The 24,224-nt window shown below is 54.4% G+C and carries 29 protein-coding genes and 1 tRNA gene; 19 read left to right on the top strand and 11 right to left on the bottom strand.

Annotated features, from left to right (window positions below; genetic code table 11):
• Positions 1–6: 6 nt before the first annotated feature.
• Positions 7–714 (top strand): NGG1p interacting factor NIF3, encoded by a 708-nt coding sequence (locus tag CVV30_05675; protein PKL70832.1) that lies wholly within the window; start codon positions 7–9, stop codon positions 712–714.
• Positions 711–1,025, top strand: a complete 315-nt coding sequence (locus CVV30_05670; protein ID PKL70831.1) for a hypothetical protein — start codon at positions 711–713, stop codon at positions 1,023–1,025. Before CVV30_05675 ends, CVV30_05670 begins: the two co-directional genes overlap by 4 nt.
• A gap of 28 nt (positions 1,026–1,053) precedes the next feature.
• Here the strand turns inward: CVV30_05670 and CVV30_05665 are convergent, their stop codons facing one another.
• A complete protein-coding gene (locus CVV30_05665) occupies positions 1,054–1,488 on the bottom strand; it encodes a hypothetical protein (protein ID PKL70830.1) in 435 nt (144 codons plus the stop codon).
• Between the two features lie 227 nt (positions 1,489–1,715).
• Here CVV30_05665 and alaS point away from each other — a divergent pair, with 227 nt between their 5' ends.
• Genes alaS through CVV30_05650 form a run of 3 tightly spaced genes read left to right on the top strand, consistent with a single transcriptional unit; the run spans position 1,716 to position 5,395 of the window.
• Positions 1,716–4,457, top strand: coding sequence for an alanine--tRNA ligase (alaS, locus tag CVV30_05660; protein ID PKL70829.1), 2,742 nt, complete (start codon positions 1,716–1,718; stop codon positions 4,455–4,457).
• 15 nt (positions 4,458–4,472) lie between these two features.
• Positions 4,473–5,213 (top strand): transcriptional regulator, encoded by a 741-nt coding sequence (locus CVV30_05655; protein PKL70828.1) that lies wholly within the window; start codon positions 4,473–4,475, stop codon positions 5,211–5,213.
• A complete protein-coding gene (locus CVV30_05650) occupies positions 5,213–5,395 on the top strand; it encodes a hypothetical protein (protein ID PKL70827.1) in 183 nt (60 codons plus the stop codon). The genes CVV30_05655 and CVV30_05650 overlap by 1 nt, the downstream gene beginning before the upstream one ends.
• A gap of 128 nt (positions 5,396–5,523) precedes the next feature.
• Here the strand turns inward: CVV30_05650 and CVV30_05645 are convergent, their stop codons facing one another.
• The 3 genes from CVV30_05645 to CVV30_05635 form a co-directional block, all read right to left on the bottom strand.
• On the bottom strand, positions 5,524–6,351 hold the full coding sequence (locus tag CVV30_05645; GenBank protein ID PKL70826.1) for a hypothetical protein: 828 nt from the start codon (positions 6,349–6,351) through the stop codon (positions 5,524–5,526).
• A gap of 75 nt (positions 6,352–6,426) precedes the next feature.
• A complete protein-coding gene (locus CVV30_05640) occupies positions 6,427–7,032 on the bottom strand; it encodes an imidazole glycerol phosphate synthase subunit HisH (protein ID PKL70825.1) in 606 nt (201 codons plus the stop codon).
• Positions 7,010–8,422 (bottom strand): phosphoadenosine phosphosulfate reductase, encoded by a 1,413-nt coding sequence (locus CVV30_05635; GenBank protein ID PKL70824.1) that lies wholly within the window; start codon positions 8,420–8,422, stop codon positions 7,010–7,012. Before CVV30_05635 ends, CVV30_05640 begins: the two co-directional genes overlap by 23 nt.
• A gap of 88 nt (positions 8,423–8,510) precedes the next feature.
• Here CVV30_05635 and CVV30_05630 point away from each other — a divergent pair, with 88 nt between their 5' ends.
• Both CVV30_05630 and CVV30_05625 read left to right on the top strand, forming a co-directional pair.
• Entirely contained in the window at positions 8,511–8,771 is a 261-nt protein-coding gene (locus CVV30_05630) for a hypothetical protein (GenBank protein PKL70823.1), read from the top strand.
• Positions 8,768–9,133 carry a hypothetical protein gene (locus tag CVV30_05625; protein ID PKL70822.1) on the top strand — a complete coding sequence of 122 codons (366 nt, stop codon included), beginning with the start codon at positions 8,768–8,770 and terminating at the stop codon, positions 9,131–9,133. Before CVV30_05630 ends, CVV30_05625 begins: the two co-directional genes overlap by 4 nt.
• A 111-nt stretch (positions 9,134–9,244) precedes the next feature.
• On the opposite strand, the gene CVV30_05620 is transcribed toward CVV30_05625, so the two are convergent.
• Positions 9,245–9,604 carry a hypothetical protein gene (locus tag CVV30_05620; protein PKL70821.1) on the bottom strand — a complete coding sequence of 120 codons (360 nt, stop codon included), beginning with the start codon at positions 9,602–9,604 and terminating at the stop codon, positions 9,245–9,247.
• A gap of 357 nt (positions 9,605–9,961) precedes the next feature.
• Here CVV30_05620 and CVV30_05615 point away from each other — a divergent pair, with 357 nt between their 5' ends.
• A complete protein-coding gene (locus CVV30_05615; GenBank protein ID PKL70820.1) occupies positions 9,962–10,324 on the top strand; it encodes a histone in 363 nt (120 codons plus the stop codon).
• A 644-nt stretch (positions 10,325–10,968) separates the two neighbouring features.
• Positions 10,969–11,265 (top strand): hypothetical protein, encoded by a 297-nt coding sequence (locus CVV30_05610; GenBank protein PKL70819.1) that lies wholly within the window; start codon positions 10,969–10,971, stop codon positions 11,263–11,265.
• Between the two features lie 43 nt (positions 11,266–11,308).
• Here CVV30_05610 and CVV30_05605 read toward each other — a convergent pair.
• Positions 11,309–11,380 (bottom strand) — tRNA-Gly (locus CVV30_05605).
• A 270-nt stretch (positions 11,381–11,650) separates the two neighbouring features.
• Between CVV30_05605 and CVV30_05600 the strand changes: the two genes are divergently transcribed.
• Both CVV30_05600 and CVV30_05595 read left to right on the top strand, forming a co-directional pair.
• Positions 11,651–12,277: a siroheme synthase gene (locus CVV30_05600; protein PKL70818.1), complete on the top strand. Its 627-nt coding sequence runs from the start codon at positions 11,651–11,653 to the stop codon at positions 12,275–12,277.
• Positions 12,270–13,553 carry a glutamyl-tRNA reductase gene (locus CVV30_05595; GenBank protein PKL70817.1) on the top strand — a complete coding sequence of 428 codons (1,284 nt, stop codon included), beginning with the start codon at positions 12,270–12,272 and terminating at the stop codon, positions 13,551–13,553. The genes CVV30_05600 and CVV30_05595 overlap by 8 nt, the downstream gene beginning before the upstream one ends.
• 143 nt (positions 13,554–13,696) lie before the next feature.
• On the opposite strand, the gene CVV30_05590 is transcribed toward CVV30_05595, so the two are convergent.
• Together CVV30_05590 and CVV30_05585 are read right to left on the bottom strand one after the other, a co-directional pair.
• Positions 13,697–14,287 (bottom strand): hypothetical protein, encoded by a 591-nt coding sequence (locus CVV30_05590; GenBank protein PKL70816.1) that lies wholly within the window; start codon positions 14,285–14,287, stop codon positions 13,697–13,699.
• A gap of 192 nt (positions 14,288–14,479) precedes the next feature.
• Positions 14,480–14,722, bottom strand: coding sequence for a hypothetical protein (locus CVV30_05585; GenBank protein ID PKL70977.1), 243 nt, complete (start codon positions 14,720–14,722; stop codon positions 14,480–14,482).
• Positions 14,723–14,820: 98 nt separating this feature from the next.
• On the opposite strand from CVV30_05585, the gene CVV30_05580 reads away from it, so the two are divergent.
• The 6 genes from CVV30_05580 to CVV30_05555 all read left to right on the top strand — a co-directional run bounded on the left by CVV30_05580 (position 14,821) and on the right by CVV30_05555 (position 19,950).
• A complete protein-coding gene (locus tag CVV30_05580; protein ID PKL70815.1) occupies positions 14,821–15,549 on the top strand; it encodes a flavodoxin family protein in 729 nt (242 codons plus the stop codon).
• 76 nt (positions 15,550–15,625) lie between these two features.
• A complete protein-coding gene (locus CVV30_05575; GenBank protein PKL70814.1) occupies positions 15,626–16,609 on the top strand; it encodes a porphobilinogen synthase in 984 nt (327 codons plus the stop codon).
• Positions 16,596–17,855, top strand: coding sequence for a glutamate-1-semialdehyde-2,1-aminomutase (gene hemL / locus CVV30_05570; GenBank protein ID PKL70813.1), 1,260 nt, complete (start codon positions 16,596–16,598; stop codon positions 17,853–17,855). Before CVV30_05575 ends, hemL begins: the two co-directional genes overlap by 14 nt.
• Positions 17,846–18,742, top strand: coding sequence for a hydroxymethylbilane synthase (locus CVV30_05565; protein PKL70812.1), 897 nt, complete (start codon positions 17,846–17,848; stop codon positions 18,740–18,742). Before hemL ends, CVV30_05565 begins: the two co-directional genes overlap by 10 nt.
• Entirely contained in the window at positions 18,739–19,497 is a 759-nt protein-coding gene (cobA, locus tag CVV30_05560; GenBank protein ID PKL70811.1) for a uroporphyrinogen-III C-methyltransferase, read from the top strand. The genes CVV30_05565 and cobA overlap by 4 nt, the downstream gene beginning before the upstream one ends.
• A 6-nt stretch (positions 19,498–19,503) precedes the next feature.
• Positions 19,504–19,950 carry a hypothetical protein gene (locus tag CVV30_05555; GenBank protein ID PKL70810.1) on the top strand — a complete coding sequence of 149 codons (447 nt, stop codon included), beginning with the start codon at positions 19,504–19,506 and terminating at the stop codon, positions 19,948–19,950.
• Positions 19,951–19,980: 30 nt separating this feature from the next.
• Here CVV30_05555 and CVV30_05550 read toward each other — a convergent pair whose 3' ends face one another.
• Positions 19,981–21,234, bottom strand: a complete 1,254-nt coding sequence (locus CVV30_05550; protein ID PKL70809.1) for an NAD(P)/FAD-dependent oxidoreductase — start codon at positions 21,232–21,234, stop codon at positions 19,981–19,983.
• 139 nt (positions 21,235–21,373) lie between these two features.
• Here CVV30_05550 and CVV30_05545 point away from each other — a divergent pair, with 139 nt between their 5' ends.
• Complete coding sequence (locus CVV30_05545; GenBank protein ID PKL70808.1) at positions 21,374–22,747, top strand: MFS transporter; 1,374 nt, start codon at positions 21,374–21,376, stop codon at positions 22,745–22,747.
• A gap of 63 nt (positions 22,748–22,810) precedes the next feature.
• Here the strand turns inward: CVV30_05545 and CVV30_05540 are convergent, their stop codons facing one another.
• Positions 22,811–23,095 (bottom strand): DUF1922 domain-containing protein, encoded by a 285-nt coding sequence (locus tag CVV30_05540; GenBank protein PKL70976.1) that lies wholly within the window; start codon positions 23,093–23,095, stop codon positions 22,811–22,813.
• A gap of 182 nt (positions 23,096–23,277) precedes the next feature.
• Here CVV30_05540 and CVV30_05535 point away from each other — a divergent pair, with 182 nt between their 5' ends.
• Positions 23,278–24,030, top strand: a complete 753-nt coding sequence (locus CVV30_05535) for a coenzyme F420-0:L-glutamate ligase (GenBank protein PKL70807.1) — start codon at positions 23,278–23,280, stop codon at positions 24,028–24,030.
• Here CVV30_05535 and CVV30_05530 read toward each other — a convergent pair.
• The gene (locus tag CVV30_05530; protein PKL70806.1) at positions 24,024–24,182 is read right to left on the bottom strand and encodes a preprotein translocase subunit Sec61beta; all 159 of its coding nucleotides are present in this window, start codon (positions 24,180–24,182) and stop codon (positions 24,024–24,026) included. The two genes, CVV30_05535 and CVV30_05530, sit on opposite strands and share 7 nt — an antisense overlap.
• Between the last annotated feature and the right edge of the window lie 42 nt (positions 24,183–24,224).

The following is a 24,224-nucleotide window of genomic DNA, read 5'->3' as shown; positions in this document are numbered from 1 at the left end:
ACCTGTATGCACCTGCGTGCCTTCATTGAGGAGATGGAACGGCTCGCCCCGCTCACACTAGCCGAGGAGTTCGATTGCGGGAGGATTGGCCTGGTTGTCGAAGGCAGGCCGGAGATCGGCACGGTCTGTTGTGCGTTAGACGCGACCGCTGCAGTGGTCAGGAAGGCTGTTGATGCCGGAGCGGATATGCTCGTAGTCCACCACACCCCGTTATGGACGCCGGTTACTGCGCTCACCGGGCCAACCGCATCGCTGATGCGCCAGCTGCTTGCTGCAAATATGAACCTCTATGTCATGCACACCAACTTCGATCGCGCTCCTGAAGGTGTGAACGATGCACTGGCAGAACTTCTCACCTTAACGGATGTAGTCCCGCTCTCGCTGGGCCTCATTGGTACCTGCCCCCTCACCATCGATGAACTGTCACGGCGCCTGGGGGGAAACATCCGCGTATGGGGAGAACTCACCTCCCTGTCGCGTCTCGCGGTTATAGCCGGCAGTGGTTTTGATCCGGCATTCCTTGCTGAAGCAAAGCTGGCAGGGGCGGATGCTTTCCTGTCTGCCGAACTCAAACACTCGGTTTTTCGTTCCGCACCCCTGCCCTGCATTGAAGCAACCCATTATGCACTCGAAGCCCCGGCCATGCGCCGCCTTGCTGCCCGGAAAGGCTGGCAATATATTGATGATCCCCCCCGGGTCCGTTCCATCCTATGAGCGATCTCTGGCAACGGATCCAGGATAAACACGCGCTGGACGCATCCCTGCGCGAAGAGATCGAGACTGCGTTTGGAGATAAAGGGAAAAAAGCTCTAGCGGCTATTGATGCCGGCAAGGTCAAGCAGTACCGGGATTTCTTTGTTGTCGAAGGCAGGACGGCTGAGTATGTCGTGGATGAGGATTTCTGCACCTGCCGGGATTTCCTGTACCGGGGCCGGAGCTGCTGGCACCTCCTCGCGGTGCGGATCGCATTTCTGACCGGCCAGTTCATACCGGTCGATTCCTGGTACGTTGATCAACTCAAATGAGGGAAGAGGAAGATATCTTCATTACCGATTATCTGCCCTGGGCATTATCCCGTTCCTGCAGCGCCATTTCCCGGTCTTTTTTTGCATTGGCAAATGCAGGATTGATGGTTAGTGCTCGGTCAAAAGAGGTAACTGCATCGGTATACCGTGCGAGTTTGCGCAATGCCATGCCCCGGTTATACCATGCCACGTCATAGTCTGGCCGGATGGCAAGCGCCTTGTCATATGATGCGAGAGCTTCCGGGTATCGACCGAGTTCACTCAGCAGGGATCCCCGGAGAACCCATACCATATCGTTTTCGGGTTCAAGGACAAGCGCCTTGTCAAACAAGGCTATCGCCTTTTCGAGATCCCCGAGCTTGGCAAAATCTGCAGCTTTATCAAAATGTTTCTCAGTTTGAGCCTCCATACACAAGACTCTGCGGTGTATGACATTAGTTTTGTGGTCCTCTTCGGCACACATTTTCACGCACCGGGTTTAAGCGATAAGAAAAAAGGATCTGCCTTTCTTCTTCAGAAATCCTTTTGCTTTAACGGTACAGGTCGGGGGGCGCCGGCTTTGCCGAACCGGTTGATGAATGGACCGGGACCGATGGACCATACCTGGCAGGAAACCCGGCCCGGGCAAGGTATGAGACAATACACTAATTAGCGTTCATAATCAACTGTACTGACGATTAGTGGTGGTTCATGCTCGAAGAGGAATACCAGCTGGATTATTTTAAAGAACAGGGGATGGTCCGCAAGATCTGTAAGGTTTGCGGATCTGCATTCTGGACGCGGGACAGTGCACGTGAGATATGTGGCGATGCACCCTGTGAACCGTACAATTTTATCGGGGATCCGGTCTTTAAGACGCACAACCTCGATACCATGCGCGAGGCGTACCTCTCCTTTTTTGAAAAACAGGGGCACACCCGGATCGAACGCTACCCGGTTGCCGCGAGATGGAGAGACGATATTTACTTAACCATCGCATCGATTGCGGATTTCCAGCCATTCGTGACCAGCGGGATCGTCCCCCCGCCGGCCAATCCGCTCACCATTGCCCAGCCCTGTATCCGGCTCAATGACCTCGACTCGGTCGGCAGGTCCGGGCGACACCTCACCACCTTCGAGATGATGGCACACCACGCCTTCAACACGCCCAACGAGGAGATCTACTGGAAGGACCGGACTGTCGAGCTCTGCGACCAGTTCATCGCATCCATTGGCGGGGATCTCAACAAGGTCACCTTTAAGGAGAGCCCGTGGATTGGCGGCGGGAATGCCGGCCCCAGTGTCGAGGTACTTATTGGCGGTCTTGAGATCGCCACGCTCGTCTTCATGAGCCTCGGGCGCCAGAAGACCGATCAGCCGGGGTACGATCTCAAGGGCGAGATGTACTACCCGATGAAGCTCCGTATTGTCGATACCGGTTACGGGCTGGAACGCCTGGTCTGGGCCTCGAAAGGCTCGCCCACGATCTACGATGCCGTCTTCCCGGAGATGGTGAGCCATGTCATGGGGGCTGCCGGTCTCTCCCACATGCTTGACAATAAGGAGTACACCAAGCTCCTCTCGCTCAATGCAAAATTCGCCGGCCTCATGGATATCTCCGGTACCAATCTCTTCCAGCTGAGAAAGAAAGTGGCCGCAGCGATCGATATCTCGCCGGAAAAACTCGACCGGATGATCACGCCCATCGAGAAGGTGTACGCAACGGTGGATCACACCCGGTGCCTTGCCTACATGCTCGGCGACTGTATCGTGCCCTCCAATGTTCGGGAAGGTTACCTTGCAAGGCTCGTTATCCGCCGGACCCTGCGGATGATGACCGATCTCAAGATCGAAGAGCCGCTCGCGGACTTGATCGAGCAGCAGACCCGGATCATCGGCATGAACAAGTTCGAGCAGGATATCGGCGTTGTTCGCGAGATCGTTGAACGCGAGACCGAAAAATATGCATCAACGCTCGAACGCGGAACCCGGACGGTCCAGAAGATAGCAAAGACGTACAAGGCCAAGAGCCAGCGGGTGCCCCTCAGCGAGATCATCACCCTGTACGACTCGCACGGTATCCAGCCCGAGATGATCAAGGATATTGCAGCAAAAGAAGGCGCTGTCGTTGACCTGCCCGACAATTTTTACTCGATGGTTGCCGATATGCATTCCGAATCGAAAGCCGAAGCAGAAGTGGATACAAAGGCAAAGTACGACGAGCGGGTCCAGGGACTGCCACCCACAAAGAAACTCTACTACGAGCAGTCGTCCGATATCGAGTTCGAAGCCGTTGTGCTGGACTTCTTTGACGGGTACGCGGTCATCGACCAGACGCTTTTCTATCCCGAAGGCGGCGGTCAGCCCGCAGATACCGGTACGATGGTCAGCTCCGACAGCATGGTCCGGGTTGACGACGTTATCAAAGTCGGCGAAGTGATCCTCCACCATATCAGCGGAGGAGTCCTCCAGCGCGGCGACCGGGTCAAGGGAATGATCGATGAGGAGCGGCGCTGGTCCCTGATGCGCCACCACACGGCCACCCACATCATCCTCCATGCTGCAAAGGAAGTGCTCGGTGCGCATATTCACCAGGCAGGAGCCCAGAAAGGCAGCGAGAGTTCCCGCATGGACCTCCGGCATTTCAAGCATATCACGCCCGATGAGCTCCGCAGGATAGAGACTGCGGCAAACCGCATGATCATGGCAAGCCAGCCGGTTGACATCTCTACTATGGACCGGACCAAGGCCGAACAGAAGTACGGTTTTTCCCTGTACCAGGGAGGAGTACCTCCCGGCAGGGATATACGGATTGTCAAAGTGGCCGGTGATATCGAAGCCTGTGCCGGTACCCACTGCCGGAGCACCGGGGAAGTCGGGGTCATCAAGATCATCCGGGTCGAACATATCCAGGACGGTATCGAGCGGATCGAATTTACCGCAGGAGTTGCTGCGGTCTATTACATGCAGCATCTCGAACAGATCGTCACCTCTTCTGCAGAAGTCCTCTCTGTCCAGCCGGATAACCTGCCAGCAACCGTGACCCGGTTCTTTTCGGAATGGAAAGACCAGAGAAAAGAGATCGAGCGTATGAGCGCAAAAGTAGTCGAGCTCGAGATGCAGTCCCTTGTTTCCGAATCCATGGGAGGTATTCCGGTCGTCATCAAGCGCATCGACCTCCCCCAGAAAGAGCTTGCCCAGCTGGCAACTTCCGTATCGGAAAAGGGCGGAGTTGCTCTTCTAGCAGGAGTCGGGGAAACCGTGAGAGTGGTACTTGCATCCGGCGAACCCCGGGTCAATGCCGGTGATATTATCGGGCAGGTATGCAGCCTGCTGGGCGGAAAAGGCGGCGGCAAACCCACGATGGCACAGGGCGGCGGTCCGGATGCAAACCAGGTTGACCTGGCCTTGAAAGTCGGGCGCGAACGCATTATTGCGGCCCTGCAGGGCTGACCGCAAAGGATGAACATGGCCGAGGATGTTGTTTTTTTAGAACCGGGCGATGAACGGGCGCAGAAGATAGCAAAAGCCATGGGCAGCCAGACGGCAAGTGATATCCTCCAGTACCTCTCTGACGGCCAGAAGAGCCTGACCGACATCACCGAACGCCTCGCCATTCCCATGACCACGGCCAAATACCACGTGGAGAATCTGCTCGACGCCGGTCTTATCTCGGTTTCCGAGACGAAATACAGTGTCAAGGGACGTGAGGTAAAACTCTATTCGCTTACCAACCAGCTCCTCATTGTCGCACCCAGGCAGTCCAATGTGCGTTCACTGCTCCTGAAATATGCCTCATTATTCGGGATCGTTGCATTTGGTTCCGTTATTATCGGCATTATGTCACCGCTCTTTAGTTCCGAAAGCGTGATGCGCAGCAGCCTGAATACAATTCCCCGTATGTCCGTGCAGGAGTCGGGTGGCTCCTATGCCAAAGCAGTTGGCGATGTGTATGCAGCGAATGCCACGACTGCTCATGACACCCCGATAGCCGGTGCAAAAGGAATTTCCGACGTAGCCGCTGCAAATTTCACGCCCACGTCCGTTCCGGCGCCAGAGATCATCAATTATGTTACTCAGGTTCCCCCCGAGACTGCAACCTCCGTGTTCACGCTCAATACGGATATGGCCCTGGCATTCTTCTTAGGTGGAATTATGATTATTTTTGTCTTGCTCTGTTACGAGGCATATCTCTGGAAACGTCGATAGTGGCGGAATCCTTTTTTGTTCATTTTGAAATCGTCAAAAAATCGGATTCAATTGAAATGAGGTATGGACCGAACTGGTTTACACTCATAGATATTAATGAGCATCCCCCGCATCAGGGCCTCTTCGAGGCACGGCGGAACATCCTTAGTTTGGGGAATGGGGGCATCAGCCCCCATTATTAAAGAGAACTACGTACCGGGTGTCGATGGGATTAATCCCGGCTGTAGCATGAATAAAGCAGTCAATGAAAAATAGATTCGATTTGAGTATTCATTACGAGAAAAATCAAAAAAATTAAAAAATTTCTCTTTTACTTTCGTTTCATCACGAAAACTGCCGCAAGTCCGGTACCGGCAATGCCGATGAGCACTGTTATTGGTGACAGCGGAGATTGAGTGGCAGTTGGCCAGGGTGTTGGTACCGTGGTCAGGGCTTTCGTGGTTTTAGGTATCGGAGTAGTTGTCGGTATCGTAGTGATAACCTGGGTTGCCGGGGCCACGACATTGAACGTCACTGTTCCGATATACCCTTTCGCATCAGTGAACATGACCTCGTACTCCCCGGGCCCCGTGACCGTTACCAGCTTGGAAAAAGTGCCGGCACCGGATTGAATAGTCGCTTTTGAACCAATCCAGTTGTTGAACAATACGCCATCAGGCCCTCTTACCTCAATTTTAACCCCGTCATTCCCCAGTTTGGCAATAGATCCTTCGATACGGAGTGCTGCATCGGGATCCTGGGTAAGTGGTGACGTGATGGTGATCTCATTGGAACGGTCAATAATTTTTACGAGTTGCATAGTCTTTGAATCTGATCGAAGACTAGCCTCACCTTTACTGGTGTACTGGACCTCAATCTTATAATTCCCTCCAGGGAGGCCTTTGGTATCCAGCAGTTTGTACTGGGTGAGCTTGTTGTCCTGGATAGTTAACGCCTGTCGGCTGACTTCAGTTGCGGTAGTAAGTGACTGGTAGAATACGATATCGAATGTAGTTCCCGGGGGAAAATCGCTGTCAAAGGAACATTTCAGCGGGAGACCCGCCTGGACGCTTTCGTCGCAGTCCATGTAAAGCCCATATGCAGATGCCGTCCCGGTGATACATACCAGGCACAAAGCAATGAGTAGGATCCGTTTCATGACTACAGCTTCGAATGGCAGAAAATAAAATGGTATCTTTTGATCCTGTGCCGGCCGGGAAAAAAGCAACCGAAATCAACACATGCCGATAAAATTCTTTAACAGGCGAAGTCCTGTTGTCCCGCTCTTTTCCGGGTGGAACTGGACGCCGAAGGTGGTGCCCCTGCCTACCGATGATGCAAAGGGGCAGATGTAGTCCGTTGACGTGAGCATGTTATCCGGTGTGGTATCGGCATAATACGAGTGAACGAAGTACACGTACTCATCCCCACTGAACCCGGCAAACAGCGGGTGGTCATTGTTGGTGATTGAAAGCGAGTTCCACCCCATATGGGGCACTTTCATACCGGGGATCCGGGGGAACCGGCGCACGCTTCCCGGTATAAGGCCAAGCCCCTGGTGAACCCCGTGCTCTTCGCTCGTCTCCATGAGCATCTGCATACCGAGACAAATTCCCAGCAGGGGGACTTCGCGGGTGGAATCCAGGACCGTTTCTTTGAGACTCCCGAGCTGATCCATGCCTTCATGGAATGCCCCCACTCCCGGCAGGACAAGCCCGTCGGCAGATGCGATCTCATCAGCATCGCAGGTAATTACAGCCTGCGCCCCGGCTTTTTCCAGCCCGCGGATCACGCTGCGGAGGTTTCCCAGTCCGTAATCAATAATGGCTATCTTCGTCATCTGCGCATCCCTCAACCAGTCTCCATTTCCCTTCCGTGATCCATTCTGCGGGCAACCCGTGAGCATCCCGGTAGTGTTCGAGTTTCTCAACCCAGCCTTTCCAGAGCTCGGGATACTCGTCCTCTATCATGTGTATTAATGCCATATCGCTCGAAGGGCACATGAAACATCCGATCCGGTCCAGGCGCTGTTCATACAGGATATTATGCGGTGCCTTCTCCTGCATCAGGTACAGCCAGACATGGAGCGCGGTCCAGTTGTGGATAGGCGCGGCGGAGAGCTGTTCCCGCACATTCTTGTTGCGCCAGACCCGTTCGCTCTGCGCCCGGGCTGCCGACTCGTACCGGCGCTGGCCTATAAATGAGAGGCACTGCCCCCAGTTTTCCCGGATCAACTTGCCGACCGGGGTCAGTTTGCAGACCTTGCAGCACCACCGGGCATTGACTGCGGGCGGGCCCTGCCGCTCAAAGGTCTCCCAGAACGTTGAGTTGCCATCGGAACGGATAAGCTCAAGCCCGTAGTGCCGGGCTGCATCATCGATATTGGCATAGGTTTCGGGAAACTCAAGGCCGGTATCGGCAAAGAGCATCGGGACTTTTCCGATCGCTTTGGTTACGACCAGCAGCGTGGCAAGGCTGTCTTTTCCCCCGGAGTACGAGACGTTGGCCACCAGATCCTTGTTGCGCCCGGCAACTTCCTGGACAAAGAGGATAGATGATGCCTCGGTCTTTTTCAGGGCCTCGGCATTTGCCAGCACGGCATCAGCCCAACTTGCAGCGCCCGGTACGATAGTGGATGCAACATTCCTGCGGGTCCGGACAATCTGGCCTTTATCCATCCCTTCTGCAACAGCAGCATCCACTTTGGCCCGCCCGACCGCGATGCAGGTGCCGTCCTTTGTAAGAATAAACACCCCATCACCGGCACGGACATCCTCATGAATGGATACCAGTCCCGGTGCAAGAACACTCATGCCCTGGTCGCGGATGAACGGGACTGCCCCGTCATCGACAACGATAAACCGCTTTTTTGGCGTGAAGATGAGGCAGGCTTCCGGGCGGGGAACCGGTTCCCAGCGCCGCTGCTCGGGAAAATACCGGATGATCCCGGCAATGCCACCTCCCACGATGATCTCTTCCATCCGGTCTTGGTCCGGCACTTTGTTGAGCAGCGCAAGATGGCCTTCCGGAATGAGCGGGGCTCCGAAATGGTCGGTATAGATCTGGTTGATAAGCGCGATATCGGCAGGAAATGCGGGCCGGGCATCTCCCGGTGGCGTCAGCGGAACACTCCGGGTATCTGCCCCACAGGCACACTTTTCGGCAAGAACCGGTGCATGACAGTGATCGCACCAGCGTAAAAGGATCTTTCCAAGATAGGACGGGGGCATCTGACTATACATTCGTTCTGCGGAAATAAAAATGGAAGGGAGATGACAGTATTGATAAATACCCCGCTTTCCCACATTACATTAAGAAATGATAGACACCTGGTTTTTTGCAGCAATATGTTTCGGTTTTCTTGCGCTCTGCGCTCTCCTGAGGGTGATTCCCGGGCCCGGGCGGAATGACCGGCTGGTCTCTTTTTCTGCGGCCATTACCTTTGCCGCAGCCGCAGCACTGGTTTTTAGTATCGCGTCGGGCAATCTCTTCATCCTTGATGCTGCTATCATCAGCGCCGTGATCCTGTTTGCAGGCACACTGGTATATGCGAAATCCGGCGGGAGTGAAGAGCAATGAGTTCGCTGATAATCGATCTTATCATTTGGGCGCTGCTCTTTGCTGGTGTCGGCTTCGGCCTGATCGGCCTGATCGGGCTCCTGCTCTTTCCCGATACCCGGAGCCGGATGTATACTGCGGTGAGGTCATGCCTGATCAGTATCGGTGCAACCGGACTTGCCGTGATTGTCTATGGACTGAATGCACTGCAAACCTCCGGCGGGAACCAGTACGCAACTCTTGTCGTGCATGCGCTCGTGCTGGTGCTTGTCGTTGCAGCAGGAAACTATCTGGTATCGCGTTCAATTCTTGAAAAGATCCGGCTGTATACGGGTAACCCGGAAGTAAAAACTCATGCCGGCAAAGATGGCGAAAAACAATAATTTTTTCTGATTTTTTTACATCAATTTCAATGATGTTTTTTTTTAAAATTATCCTGTTTTCCGGCGGGGGGAACCCTCCGAAAGTCTGACAGGAAAAAAGTATTCCGGTCTTTATTCCCGGGAATTATCTTCATCAAAATTTTCAGAGAATTCTTCTACCGGCTCTCTAAAGCAGAGCACGGCTGCGACTGCCATCACGAGGATTGCGGGCGCGTACAGGAAGAGGAGATATAAGGTACCGGCTACGGGAACAGAAAGGGTAATCCAGGCCGCAGAAGAGATGAGCATCCAGCCGGCAAACCGTGGTTCTCGTATTGAGATTGCAGCACCCCCCATTCCGAGGCTTGAAAACAGTGCGGCCTGTACGCCTGAAAGCATAATCTCGCCGGATGTGGCAGTAAAGATCACCCAGAACGCGGTGATCAGCCCGAATATTGCTCCTGCAAGTCCTACTACGAACGGCCTTTTCATACACTTACCGGGATGTTATCGGCGATAAATGTTGTCGTTTGGACAGGTACTCTGCGAAAAAAGGGAAAAATAGACGATAGCGCATATTTCTGTACCGATGAAAAACCGACGAAAACCCGCAAACTGAAATCGCCCGAATATCGTGATTTAAGTAAATCCGAAGGATAATTGCAGGATTGCGCATTTTGCTCACTATCCGACATATAATTGGTTTCTGGTCGGATCGTGCCATAATCTATGAATCAATGTGGGTATTTAGCCCGATTCTACGCTCAAAAATGGTGTTGCGACCAAAATATTTATTAATTCGAAAATTAACACAAAATATAACCCTTTCCGGTAGGAGGTGGAAACCACATGGCAGCAGCAATGAAAGCAGCGGCAAAGAAGCCGGAAGTTAAGAAAGCAGCACCTAAGAAGGTAGTTGTGAAGAAAGTAGCGGCAAAGAAGGCAGCACCAGCAAAGAAGGTAGCGGTAAAGAAGCCGGAAGTTAAGAAGGCAGCACCTAAGAAGGTAGCGGCGAAAGCAGCACCCAAGAAGGTAGTTGCAAAGAAGGCAGCACCCAAGAAGGTAGCGGCGAAAGCAGCACCCAAGAAGGTAGTTGCAAAGAAGGCAGCACCCAAGAAGGTAGCGGCGAAAGCAGCACCTAAGAAGGTAGTTGCAAAGAAGGCAGCACCCAAGAAGGTAGCAGCTAAGAAGACGGCACCCAAGAAGAAGTGATGTCAGAATCTTAAAAACTATTTTTGATTGTGAATTTTGTAGAAATTTTGTTCAGAGCATTTTCCCGGAATTTTATTTTCTGATCGGGTTTATTTCGCTGTAGTGTTCTGCCCCAGCGAAAGCCAGGCTCTGTTTCTCTGGGAAATGGTGATACTATTTTCGTGCTGATGGGGGCTGATGTTCCCATGCCCCCAACTAAGGATGGTCTGCCGCTCCCAATGGGGCGTTCCCGCAATGGCCTTAATGATGGTTATTGCGTGGGCTCGATGAGGTTGTTGGGTAAATGCCGGACGAGGGAAGGGGGGGGTCAGTGGGGGCACTTTGATTTGTGGGGAACGGTGAGATCTGAAAGTGTGTAGTCGTAATTTTCAGGATTGCCTGCCTGGCCGGGCCGTTGTATTGCGAAATGTCCCTCACTGACCCCCCATCAACCCTTTAGATTTTTGGATCGGATTTGTAGCATTTAACGGTGTGGCCATGCCTCAATATTGTTGTAATGAGTTGAGGGGGGTCAGTGAGGGACAAATGTAATTTGTTGCGTATCAGCGATCATTTGTCTGGAGCGATAGTGAAAAAAACCCGGACTCTTTCTTTTACGATTGCGATGCACCCCGCCGCCCCGAAGGGCGCCCCGCGGCGGTTCAATGACTAAATTGTTGAAAACGTATTGCCCCGCCGTGCCTCGGAGAGGCCCTGAGGCGGGGGCTCTCTTAAATACAAAATTTATTTCTTCCGCATGGGTCTGGATTTCAAGTGGCCAACAAGATGGTGCAGCATTTTTAATTTTCGTATTTGTTATCGATTTGCTTTTGATAATTTTTTCAGGCTACATCGATAGGGGAAAGAGAAAACTACAATCTGGACATGACCTAAAAATGAAGATCGTTTTTAAAATTTTCAACTCTAAAATGATTTATTGTTCTTTTTTGAAAAGTGTGTAAAAATTATGCTACGCTCCTTGAAACAAGGATACAAAACAAGAAGTGCGCCGACCGGGACTCGAACCCGGGTTTAGGCGTTGGCAACGCCTAGTGATAACCACTACACTATCGGCGCAGTGTGCTCTACAATGTGGGAATTCAAATGATTTAAGTATATCGAAGTCGGGAGCCCCGGATTCCGCTTTCTCCGGCGTGAGCCGAATATTTCGGGGAACTCCCTGCTTGTATGCCCGCACAGAATTTCGGTTTCATGGAGCCGGAAGCCGGGAACCGGGAACCGGGAACCGGGTAGCGGGTACAGGTCCATGAACCCATAGCGTGACGGCTGGAAATTTTACGAACATAACGACAGGGTTTTTGCTATAATCGCTCTATCTAATAGCAGATGATTCCTCTCTTCGTGGACTGCTCCCGGCGGCGCATCGTCATTTTCGGAGGAGGGGAGGTGGCCGCACGCAAGGCTGCCTATTTTGCCGGTAAGGCTGAGGTAACTATCGTGAGCCGTTCATTCGGGCAGAAGATCCTGGACCTGCCGGCAGCCCGCAGGGAATGCGATGTCAGCACGGAAACCGATGCATCGATCGAAACCATGCTTGACGGGGCGTTTCTTGTCATCGGGGCACTCTCTGAGCCAGCCCAGAACAACCGGATCGGGCGGCTCTGCCGGGACCGGGGGATCCTGTTCAACAACGCGGATGGCGAGCCGGGCGATGTGATCCTGCCTTCGGTTTCCCGGGGTACTGGCTATACGCTTGCCATCAGCACCGGTGGCAGCAGCCCGGCGGTGTCCCGCTTTATCCGTGAGCACCTTGAACATGAATTCCCGGCAATGGACCGGATGATCGCCCTCCAGCAGCGCCTGCGGGCAGAACTCAAACGCACGGAACCGGACCCGTTAAAGCGGAACGCGATTCTCCGGGAAGTGCTCAACGATACATCGGTCTGGACTGACCTGTCTGTGGACCCTGCCGGTGCATGGGACCGGGTAAATAAGAGGTACCTTCATGACTGAACCCGAGGACATTTCCTTTGCTATTGCCGGTGTCAGCCATCACACCGCAAATGTTACCGATCTTGAAGCATTCCGGTTCTCCGGGGAAGCAGAATTCCTTGAGGCTGCATCGTCCCGGTTCAGTGGCGTGCTCCTGATCCAGACCTGCAACCGGGTGGAAGTGATCGTGGAAGGCGATGTGGACGAGCTCCGGTCGTTCCTGAATGATATGGGACGAAAAGAGTTCTTTATCCACGAAGGGAAAGGTGCCCTGCGCCATCTCTTTGCCATGGCATCCGGGATCGACTCAATGATTGTCGGGGAAGACCAGATCATCGGCCAGCTCAAAAAGGCGCTTTCGGATGCGCAGGAAGCGCAGACTTCAAGCAGTTTCTTAGAGACCTGCATCAACAAGGCCGTGCATGTCGGCGTCGAAGTCCGGCAGCGCACCCTCATCAACCGGGGTTCGGTATCCGTGGGTTCGGCAGCGGTGCTTCTCGCAGAAGCAGAGATCGGCAGCCTTGAGGGCAAGCATATCCTTGTCATTGGCAGTGGCGAGATGGGCCTGCTGGTTGCCCAGGCGCTTGCGGCCAAGAACCTGACCGCAATGTACGTGGCGAACCGGACGTACGGTCGGGCGGTCCACCTCGCCAACAAAATCGGCGGCAAAGCGGTGAAACTATCCGAGCTCTACCATTACATCACGCTCTCCGATGTCGTGATCTCCTGCACCTCCGCCCCGCACCCGGTCATTCACCGGAAGGATCTCGCCCATGCCATGAAGGACCGGTGCTGGCCGGTCGAAGGGCACCCCCGCCCGCTTATTCTCATCGACATTGCCCAGCCCCGGGATGTCGAGGAAGGCGCCGAGACGATCGATGGCGTCCATCTCTTTACCATCGACAACCTCCGCAGCATCAATGAACAGACGATGAGCACACGGAAGGCAGAAGCCGACCGGGCCCATACCTTTGTCGATGAGGAACTCGAGGTCTTCCAGCGTCACCTGCACCGGAAATCAGCCGACGATGCCCTTGCTTCCCTGCACACGTGGGCAGAGTCGTTGCGCATACGGGAACGTGACCGGGCGATTGCCCGCCTGGGCCCCGCAAATCCAAAAACTGCGGAAGTTGTCGATGACCTCTCCCGCGTGCTGGCAAAAAAACTGCTCACTGACCTGACCTTTTCCATTCGTTCCAGTGCGGAAGAAGGGGACCTTGAGATGGTGGATGCTCTCATTAAAGCGGTCACCAAAGGCGACCGGATCGACAACGAAAAAATGCCCGGTAAAAATTAATAGTTCACTTCTTTTCGGGGCAGCTGCCACCGGGCTGAATTGTACCGGCAACCCTTGGCACTCTCCCGCCTCTGACAATTGTGGTAATGGGAGAATCCTGTCGGATATCCCGGAAAAAAGAGAGAATGGGATTTTCAGATTATTCAGGGAATTTTTGCATAGGCTTTCTGGCTGAGATTGACCAGGAAATCCGTGTCGGGGTCGGTCCCGGATAGTTTGATCACTTCAAAGGTATTGCCCCGGGAAAAGATGATCATGGAAAAGTTTGTCTTCAGGCTTGTCCGGCCATCTGGGTTCTCCATGCTGGTAACCAGGGAACCGGTGTTACCGGTGTTACCGGTCATTCCGGCATTTCCGGGAATCTGCTCCCGTATTCTCCCGGAAAATGCCCTTGATTGTGCTCCGGGTCCCGGGACCGGGATAACGGAATAGGCAAAGTCACTGTCAGACTGTCCCTGTTGTACCGAATAATCGATCACATCCGGAATTTTGCCTGACGGGTAGATGGCAATGGAGTGCATGATATCGTACGTACCGGTTCCCTCCGGTACCGGGCCGGTATACTGTGCCATGTAGCCACCCTGCCAGCCGAGATCCAAAGCAAGACGGGGCATTTCGGAGGGGGTTTTTGTCCGGCTCTCCACCAGGGTAAAACCCTGCGGGAGATCGGATTGCGTGAGACCCAGGGGTGCGGGGTCAATCACCGGCGCGGTTCCATTACCCGGGGTAGCCATCACCGGTACTATGGTCACAGGAACCGGAGTCACCGGGGAAGCAGGTTGCGTACACCCTGCACACACCAGTGCAGCACATACTATGAGGAAAACAAAAAGACAGCGGGATATCTGCATTCTTATGATTATCTCAGACCTGCATAAAAAACAGGGTGATCTGTGATTGCGGCCCAGCTGTACCGCCAGACTTCATTATTTCTGTTCCGCCTCGGATCCTTTGATACAATAATAAGCCTTTTTCAGGCCAAGGATGGCAGTTACCGGGCAGGTCGGGCAAAGGCACCCCTGCTTCTCAAATTTGCAGTCAGCGCTTTTTCCTGTTACGCAGAACAGCAGTTCATTGCCCGCCCGCATGCACTCGGTGTAGGAAGGACATGGTTCGCAGATACACTTCTTTTTGTTATCCTCAACAATATTTTTCAGATTCTCGTTCATCGCAGGCATCCCCCGTCCATTGATCCGCAGGTTCCCGCATCCGGGGTCCTGCGGAACAGACCCATAAGTAGATAATCAGGACCAAGGATTATTAATTCATGCCTGCGTCACTGGTCGGAAGGAAGTTAGGCCTCAACATCATCCCGGTCCCGGACCGGAACACCTGTCGGCAGATCAATGTCCTCGGAATTTCCGGTTCGAGCCGGCAGAAGCCGGGGATGAGCAAATCGGAACGTCTCCTGCTCCGGGCTCTTGACCTGTATACCGGGTATGGGTGCCAGACGCAGTTCCTGCGGCTCAAGGATCTCGTTATCCATGACTGTGAGGGAAACTATTCCGAGAACCCGGATTACTGTACCTATCCCTGCCAGAGCTCGCTGAAGTACGACGATGACCAGATGCAGACCGTCTACGATGCCGTGCTTGCGTGCGACATAATGATCCTTGCAACCCCCATCCGGTGGAACAACCATTCGGCCCTGATCCAGAAATTTATTGAGCGGATGAACACTATCGAGAACCAGTTCACGTGGTTTGGCAACCGCATGATCTCAAACAAGGTTGCTGCTCTCATCATCATCGGGCATGTGGACGGGATCCAGCATGTGGCCGGCAATCTCTTAAATTTTGTTTCTTGGCTGGGTTTTCACACGCCAGAAGTTGCCATCGCGTCCTGGGTGGGAGAGAATGACGAGGACACCACCAAGGACTGGGGCCTTATTGAGAACAACAAGTACACGCAGGAAGACCTGCACAACATGGTCAACAGTGCGCTCCGGCTTGCCTGCTCCTTAAAGAGCCACCCCTTAGAGACCGGCGGTGCATGACGGGGAATAAAGTAACCATAAATACCATTGTTCTTAAAACTGTAGTCATCAGAATAGCAGGAGGCCTGTTTCCAGTATGTTTCCCCAGCGACGGATGAGAAGAACACGTACCCGGCATATCCAGCCACTCCTGCGTGAGTGCTGTATAACAAAAGACGATCTGATCGCTCCTCTTTTTGTGAACGAGACGATCAGTTCCCCCCGCCCCATCGATTCGATGCCCGGCCAGTTCAACTATCCCATTGACGGGATTGCAGCGGTTGCTGCAGATCTCTGGAAACGCGGGATACGTGCCGTGCTGCTCTTTGGCATTCCCAAAGTAAAAGATCCGGAAGCCTGCTCGGCTCATGACGCCAACGGTGTCGTGCAGCAGGCCGTCCGCAGGATTAAATCTGCTGTGCCGGGCATGGTTGTCATCACCGATGTCTGTGCCTGCGAATATACCGATCACGGCCATTGCGGGATTGTCGGGGAAGGACGGAATGGCCCTGACCTGCTCAACGATCCCTCGCTCGAACTGATGAACCGGATCGCGTGCAGCCATGCCGAGAGCGGGGCAGATATCATAGCCCCGTCCTGCATGCTTGACGGGATGGTCGGGTCGTTGCGTGCCGCGCTGGACGATGCAGGGTTTGAGGATGTGCTGATCATGTCCTACTCCACAAAGTTTGCCTCCGCACTCTATGGCCCGTTCCGGGAAGCGGCCGGCTCCGGGTTCTCGTTTGGCGACCGGTCTACCTACCAGATCCACTGTGGCAATGGCCGGGAAGCGATCCTTGAATCGCAGATGGATGCGGACGAGGGTGCCGACATCCTCATGGTAAAACCGGCGGGATTCTACCTCGACATCCTTGCCGGGGTTGCCGAACTTGGCCTGCCGGTGGCCGCCTACCAGGTCAGCGGCGAATATTCGATGATCAAGAGTGCCGCCGAGCGCGGATGGTTAAAGGAGAAAGAGACGGTGATCGAGAGCCTGATCTGCATCAAGCGTGCGGGAGCCGACCTCATTATTACCTATTTTGCGGCAGATGTTGCCGGGTGGCTTGATGAAAAACAGTAACAGCAGTACCAGCAGCGAATTGTTCGCTATCGCAAAGACCCTGATGCCCGGCGGCGTCAGCAGCCCGGTACGGGCGATAAAGCCGTACCCGTTTTATACCGCCAGTGCGAGCGGCTCGTACCTGACCACCGTTGACGGGAATACCCTGCTCGACTGCTGCATGGCGTACGGTCCGCTCCTTCTTGGTCATGCGGCCCCGCAGGTCCGGCAGGCTGTGGAAGCCCAGCTGGACTTCGGGTGGCTGTACGGTACCCCCTCACCGCTCGAACCCGAGTTTGCGAAGATGATCACGGGCGATCACCCGGGCATGGACATGGTCCGGTTCGTATCGAGCGGTTCTGAAGCTACGATGGCTGCCATCCGGCTCGCACGCGGGTTCACCGGCAAGAAAGATATCGTTAAGATCGAGGGCGGGTTCCATGGCGCCCATGATGCGGTGCTCGTCAAGGCCGGGTCGGGCGCAACCACAATGGGCGTCCCGGATTCTGCCGGTGTGCTCGCCGATCTCGTGAAGCATACCCGGCAGGTGCCCTTCAATGATCCCGAAGCGCTTGAGGCACTGCTCAAGAATCAGAGTGATGTCGCGGCTCTCATCATCGAACCCGTGCAAGGCAACATCGGGCCGATCCTTCCTGAAAAAAATTATCTCAGGGATGTACGGGAGATCACCAAAGCGCACGATGTGCTCCTGATCTTTGATGAGGTGATCACGGGCTACCGGCTCGGCATTGGCGGGGCGCAGGTGATGTATGGTGTCAAACCGGATCTCACCACGCTCGGAAAAATCATCGGAGGCGGGCTTCCCATCGGGGCATTTGGCGGGCGAAAGGATATCCTGCAGCTCATTGCCCCGCAGGGCCCGGTGTACCAGGCCGGTACGTTTTCCGGAAACCCGCTCTCGCTTGCGGCCGGCATCGCCACGCTCAGGTACCTCCACGACAATCACCTGCTCTACGAAGAGCTGGATGCAAAGACGCGTGTGCTCGAAGAATCGCTGGGGAGTGACAACAAGGGCTCGTTCGTCCGGCTCGGCTCGATGTTCAAGTATTTCTTCCGCAGCACACCCCCGAAAAATTACCGCGAGGTCAAGGAATGCAATACCGATGCCTTCGGCAGGTTCTGGAAACGGATGCTGGAGGCCGGCATCTTCCTCCCACCCTCCCAGTTTGAGACCAACTTCATTTCCACAGCGCACAGCGATCAGGACCTCACCACTCTCTCACAGGCGTACACACAATGTCGATAAGAATCGGGACCCGGGGCAGCAAGCTGGCCCTTGCCCAGACCGAGACGGTCATGAAAAAACTCTCTGCGCTTGATATCCCCTCCGAGAAGATCATCATCAACACGCAGGGAGACACCACCACGCAGGTTCCCCTGCATGCGATCGGCGGGCAGGGCGTCTTTGTCCGGGCACTGGACGATGCAATCCTGGCCAATGAAATTGACTGTGCAGTGCACAGCATGAAAGATATTCCCGCGTACCGTCCCCACGGTCTCTTCACAGCCGCCGTGCTCAAGCGCGATTCCCCTGCGGATTATATTGCCCACAATGGCCCGCTGGGAAAGGTAAAAATTATCGGGACCTCGAGCACCCGGAGGCGTGCCCAGCTGCTCCGGCACGACCCGGATCTTACGGTAAAAGATCTCCGGGGCAATGTCGATACCCGTATCCGGAAGCTGAACGAAAGAGAATATGATGCGATCATCCTTGCCGAGGCAGGGCTGACCCGGCTCGGTATCCGGTTACCCGGAGAACGGTTCCCCCCGGAAAAATTCGTCCCATCTCCTAACCAGGGCACGATTGCAGTTGTGAGCCGGGCTGATCCCTCGCTCATGGAAGTGCTCTCCGCTCTCGATCACCCCCAGACCCGCACCGATGTGCTGATCGAACGGGCGGTGATGGAACAGCTGGGCGGGGGATGTTATACACCACTCGGGATCTATTGCCGGGCCGGCCACCTCATCGCTGAAGTGCTCTCGCTGGATGGGACAAGGACGGAACGGATCGAGACGGATGTGACCTCCATCGAACAGGCCCGGGAACAGGGCCGGCTGCTCAAAGGCAAAGCACAGGATCTGATCGAAGATGCCTGCAGGGAACTGGGGATCAGCAACGAGGTATATCCATGAACGGTAAAGTGTATCTGGTGGGCTCCGGCCCCGGTAGCGAAGGCCTGCTCACGCAGCGGGGCCGGGCTGTGATCGATGCAGCGGATGTTGTGCTCTTCGACCAGCTCCCCGGTGAGGAGATCCTTGCCTCGCTCCCCGCCCGTGCCGAGAAGATCGACTGCGGAAAGTATGGCGGTAAACATACGCTGGAGCAGGACGAGATCGAGGCCCTTGTCGTGGACCGGGCAAAAGCGGGAAAGACGGTTGTCCGGCTCAAAGGCGGCGACCCGTTCCTGTTCGGTCGGGGTGGTGAAGAACTCGAGACCGTCCGCGATGCCGGTATCGCAGTCGAGATGGTCCCGGGGATCTCCAGTGCCCTTGCGGTTCCCGCGTCCGTGGGAATCCCGCTCACGCACCGGAAATACGCCTCGCAGGTCACCATCCTGACCGGCAACGAGGACCCGACCAAGGCCGAACCGGCCCTTGACTGGAAACTTCTCGCCCAAAGCCGGGGCACGATCGTAATTCTCATGGGTGTGGCGAACCTTGGCAAGATTGCTGCCGTGCTCATCCAGAATGGCAAGTCGAAAGATACGCCCGTTGCAATCATCGAACGCGGCCTGAGAAAGGACCGGCGGGTGACGACCGGATCGCTGGCAACCATCGCCGACGCGGCAAAAAATGCGGGTGTAAAACCTCCGGCGGTTATCGTGATTGGTGATGTGGTGAAGTTATATAATCCGGCAAACCCGGATCTTATTCCCGTGGAAGGGTGATCCCCTATGATTGAGATTGTCAATAAATTCGAAAAAAGTGTTTATGCGATACTCATGGTTATGCTGATGGTCGTGCTCGTTGCGGCTATTTTTGAGCTTGCGGTCAAATTAATTGGCGCTCTCACTGACCTTGACACTCCCTATCTTATAGACCCCACCGAGATGATCCTGGTGCTCGGCGGGTTCCTGCTGGTGCTGATCGGTGTCGAACTGTTAGACACCATCAAGGCATATTTCATCGAGAATACCATCCATGTTGAGATTATTATCCTGCTGGCCATCATTGCCATGGCGAGAAAAGTGATTCTCCTGAATCCGGCGCCGGGAGATTCCTATGCATTCGCGTTCGAGCTGATAGGGATCGGTGTGATTGTGGTTGGTCTTGGTGCAGGATATTACCTCATAAAAAAAGCGGGTTCACTGACGTATGTGGTAACAAAGAAACAGGAATAAATTTTTTCAGGTATTTTTTTGGGATCGGGATCATTCTCCCGGCAGCTGGCTCTTCTCTTCCCTTCGCTTCCTGATTCCCTGCGCCGCAAGGTAACCGGTCGAAAACGCGGCCTGCAGGTTATAGCCTCCGGTATCGCCATCGATATCCAGCACTTCCCCGGCAAAATACAGGTTGGGAACCAGCTTCGATTCCATGGTTTTCATGTCCACACCATCGAGTGCCACACCACCCCGGGTTGCCATGGCAACCGCGTAACCGCCCGGTGCGGTGACGGTTAACGGGAACTCTGTGCAGTTTGTTACCAGCCGCGTTCGCTGTTCTGCGGAGAAATGATTGCACTTGAGATCGTCCGGGATATCCGAGAGTTTCAGGAGTTTCCGGTTGAGTCGTTCCGGGATCGGGTACGCAGCAAGGATCGTGCTGACATTCCAGGTCCGGTTCTCCTGCACGCGCCGGGAGAGATCAGCGGTAAACTCCTCGCGCTTCACGGCTCCTGCAAACGAGAGCCTGATGATATCATCCGGCTGGATGTGCCGTGATGCATCGAGAATGCAGGGGCCGGATACGCCAAGGTGCGTAAAGAGGACATCTCCCTTGTAGTCCCCGACTTTCTTCCCGGCCCGCCAGACCGTAAACGGCATCTGTTCAAACGAGATGCCGGCCAGTGCGGCAAACGGGAAATTCCGGATCAGGAGCGGGGTGAGGGCAGGTGCAGTTTCTGTGACCGGTTGTCCCAGCGCTGCAGCGAACTTGAACCCGTCGCCGGTTGAGCCGGTCTTTGGGTAGGAAGCACCCCCGGTCGTGATCACGACAAAGGTGGAGCGGTACGTGGCGGGAGCAGTGGCGATCTGAAAACCTTCCGCATCGGGGGTGATGCCGGTAACCGGTTCGCTGCACCGGATTTCGACACCCCTTGTTTTGCATTCCTCAAGAAGGACTGCCAGTACATCAGCCGACTGCCGGGTTTGGGGGAACACCTTGCCATTCTCTTCTGCGATCATGGGAAGCCCGCGCTCTTCAAAAAATGCGAGGAGGGCTTTGTTGGTAAACGAGAAAAGTGCCGGTTTTAACCATTTGCCATGGTCGCCATAGCGGGAAAGGAAATCCCGCATCTCGCCGGCATGGGTGATATTGCATTGGCCGGTTCCCGCGAGCAGGAGTTTTTTCCCTGGTTCATCCATCTTTTCCAGAACAAGTACCCGGATGCCGGGTGCGCCTACGTGAATTGCGCAGGAAAGTCCTGCAGGTCCCGCACCGATTATGGTAATATCGTATTGCTCCATCACACATCCTCCATAGTAGTGCCGCCCGCGTACCTCTTGAAGCATTGCAGGCCCCGCGAGTCTGGGGAAAAACCTGATACCCCTCAATTCCGGGGATTTCAATATCCTTAATCCCTTCAAGCACAAAAAGCTGGTACTCATGGTTGATGAACGGGAAAAAAAGATTATTCTTCTTGTTGCATCACTTGCATCATTTCTTGTCCCGTATACCGGCTCGTCCATCACCGTTGCACTCCCGGCAATGGCCACCCAGTTTTCGGCAGATGCTGTCACGCTCGGGTGGATTACATCGGCGTATATTGTTTCGGCGGCTCTCTTTATCGTCCCGTTCGGCCGGTTTGCTGATATTTACGGCCGCAAGAAGATCTTCCTTGCCGGTGTCCTGATCTTCTCAATAGCCTCGCTTGCATCAGCGCTTGCCCCTACGGCCGGCATCCTGATCGCCGCCCGGTTCATCCAGGGAATCGGCGGGGCCATGATCTTTGCCACATCGGTGGCCATTGTGACGCAGGTCTATGGCCCGGGCGAGCGGGGATGGGCGCTGGGCATTACCATCGCAACGGTCTATGCCGGTCTCTCCATCGGCCCGTTCCTTGGCGGCATTCTTACGGAACGCTTCGGCTGGCCGGCAATTTTTCTCATCAACATCCCCCTTGGCCTGATTACCATTGCCTTGACCCTGCAGGGCGTGAAACACGAGTGGGCTGACGCGGCGGGCGAACGGTTTGATCTGACCGGTGCACTGGTGTACGGAATTATGCTCTTTTCCGGGATCTTCGGCATGCTCCTGCTGCCGGATCCTGGAGGGCTGGCATGGCTGTTTGCCGCGGTATGTGCTGCTGGTTTTTTTGTCTGGTGGGAGCGGCGGTGCACAACCCCTCTCTTCAATCTGAAGATATTCTCCGGCAACCGGACCTTTGTCTTTTCCAATATCGCTGCCATGATCAACTACGGGGCCACCTTTGCCGTAGCCGTTCTCCTCTCATTATACCTCCAATTCATCCAGGGGTTCTCCGCAGAATATGCCGGTTTCATCCTTATTGCCCAGCCGGTGATCCAGACCCTCTTCTCACCCGTTGCCGGAAGATTGTCCGACCGGATCGAGCCCCGTATTGTTGCTACGGCCGGCATGGCAATCACGACCATCGGGCTCTCGTTTTTTATTTTTTTGACCCCGTCAACGCCGCTCTATGCCATCGTGATAGCCCTGATGGTGCTCGGGTTCGGGTATGCGCTCTTCTCCTCGCCCAACACGAACGCGATCATGAGTTCGGTCGACAAGCGCTATCTCGGCATTGCATCCGGCATGAATGCCACCATGCGCTCGCTCGGGCAGGTGCTTTCAATGGCCATTGCCATGTTCAGTTTTTCGGTATTTATCGGAACGGTCACGATTACGCCAGCGGTTTTTCCGGCACTTATGACCAGCGTGACCGTTTCATTTTTGGTCTTCACCGGTCTGTGTGTCATTGGTGTGGGGACTTCCTTTGTCCGGGGAACGATCCACGAGTGATTACCCCACCAATTCCATAAAATTTGGCTTTCCGCTGGATTAAAAAAAAAAAGGAGTTGTCCGCTAGTGTGTGTGATGCCCTTTGACCCGCTTGCGCAGCGCCTCCGTGTAATGGTGGCGGAGCTCGTCGGTTTCTTCCGGGGAAAAATCTTTTTTCTTGGTTGCATGCAGGTGCTTTTGCATCTGCTTTACAATGTGTTCGGCCTCGTGGAAATCGTGTACCTCGAGGTACGCGGGGGTCTTTACTACTTCATGCGCATGTCCGCACTGGGGGCAGAGTTTCCATTTCTGGAAATGGTCCACGTACGTAAAGGTACTGCAGGACGGGCAGCGGATGACAAGGTACATGGTAAAGACGTCATGTGCTTTATCCTGATAAAAATATATCGGAGATTTTTTTATCCGGCCCACTATCGTTGTCTTTTACTGTTCCGGTGAGGGTAGTCATGCCGGAGTATTTGGGAAAATGAAAATCCCGGTACACAAAACGAAACTCCTATATCGTCAGTTCATCCCATAGAGCTGGTACTATGGAAAATATTCAGGTCATGGGCGTGCAGGGACTTCCCCTCATCCATGCGGGTGATGACATTTCCCGGATGATCTGCGAACGCGTCCCCCTGCAGGACGGCGATATCCTGTGCATCGCGTCGACTATCTATTCAAAGGCAAAAGGATATACCAAAAAACTCTCGGCCATCATACCCACGGAACGGGCTGAGCGGCTGGGAAAACGGAATGGGGAAGATCCCCGTTTTGTCCAGGCTGTGCTGGATGCATCGACCGATATTATCATGGAGCACCCGTTCATCCTTTCCGAACTGGCATTCGGCCATATCGGAGTCCGGGCCGGCGTTGACCAGAGCAATATCGAAGACGGGATGGTCATATTCCTGCCACCGGACCCGATGAAATCGGCACAGGATGCCCGGGATGAGATACGGGCATGCTGCGGGAAAGATGTAGGTGTAATTATTACTGATACCTGCGGGCGATCCTTCCGTCGCGGACAGACCGGCAATGCGATTGGGTGGAGCGGGTTTACTGCGATCCGGGATTTCCGGGGCGATACGGATCTGTTCGGCCACGTGCTCAAGATCACGGAAGAGGCTGTGGCTGATGAGATCGCCGGCTTTGCGAACTTTGTGATGGGCGAGAGCAACAATGGCATCCCGGCCGTGGTATTCCGCAACTGCCCGAAATGGACAGGTCATGATGACCTGTATTTCCGGAACAACGAAGATATCACCAAAAAAGTGTTGAAAAAGGAATTCTCTCAGTAGAGAAAGTTCAGTACCATGACGATGATGCCAACTGCGGCTGCTACTGCCATAACGGTAATGGGATCGATATGAATTGCCCGCCGGTCTTCGCTGTCATAATAATTGACGAGACCTGCTGATGATAATAATCTTCCACCTTGCTTCTTTGCCATGCAAATATATTTCATTTTTGGATATATAAAGAAGAGTCACCT

It is taken from the genome of Methanomicrobiales archaeon HGW-Methanomicrobiales-1 (assembly GCA_002839675.1).
Classification (GTDB): Archaea; Halobacteriota; Methanomicrobia; order Methanomicrobiales; family Methanospirillaceae; genus Methanoregula.
Note: the sequence above shows the minus strand (reverse complement) of the source record. Positions and strands in the feature narration are given on the sequence as shown.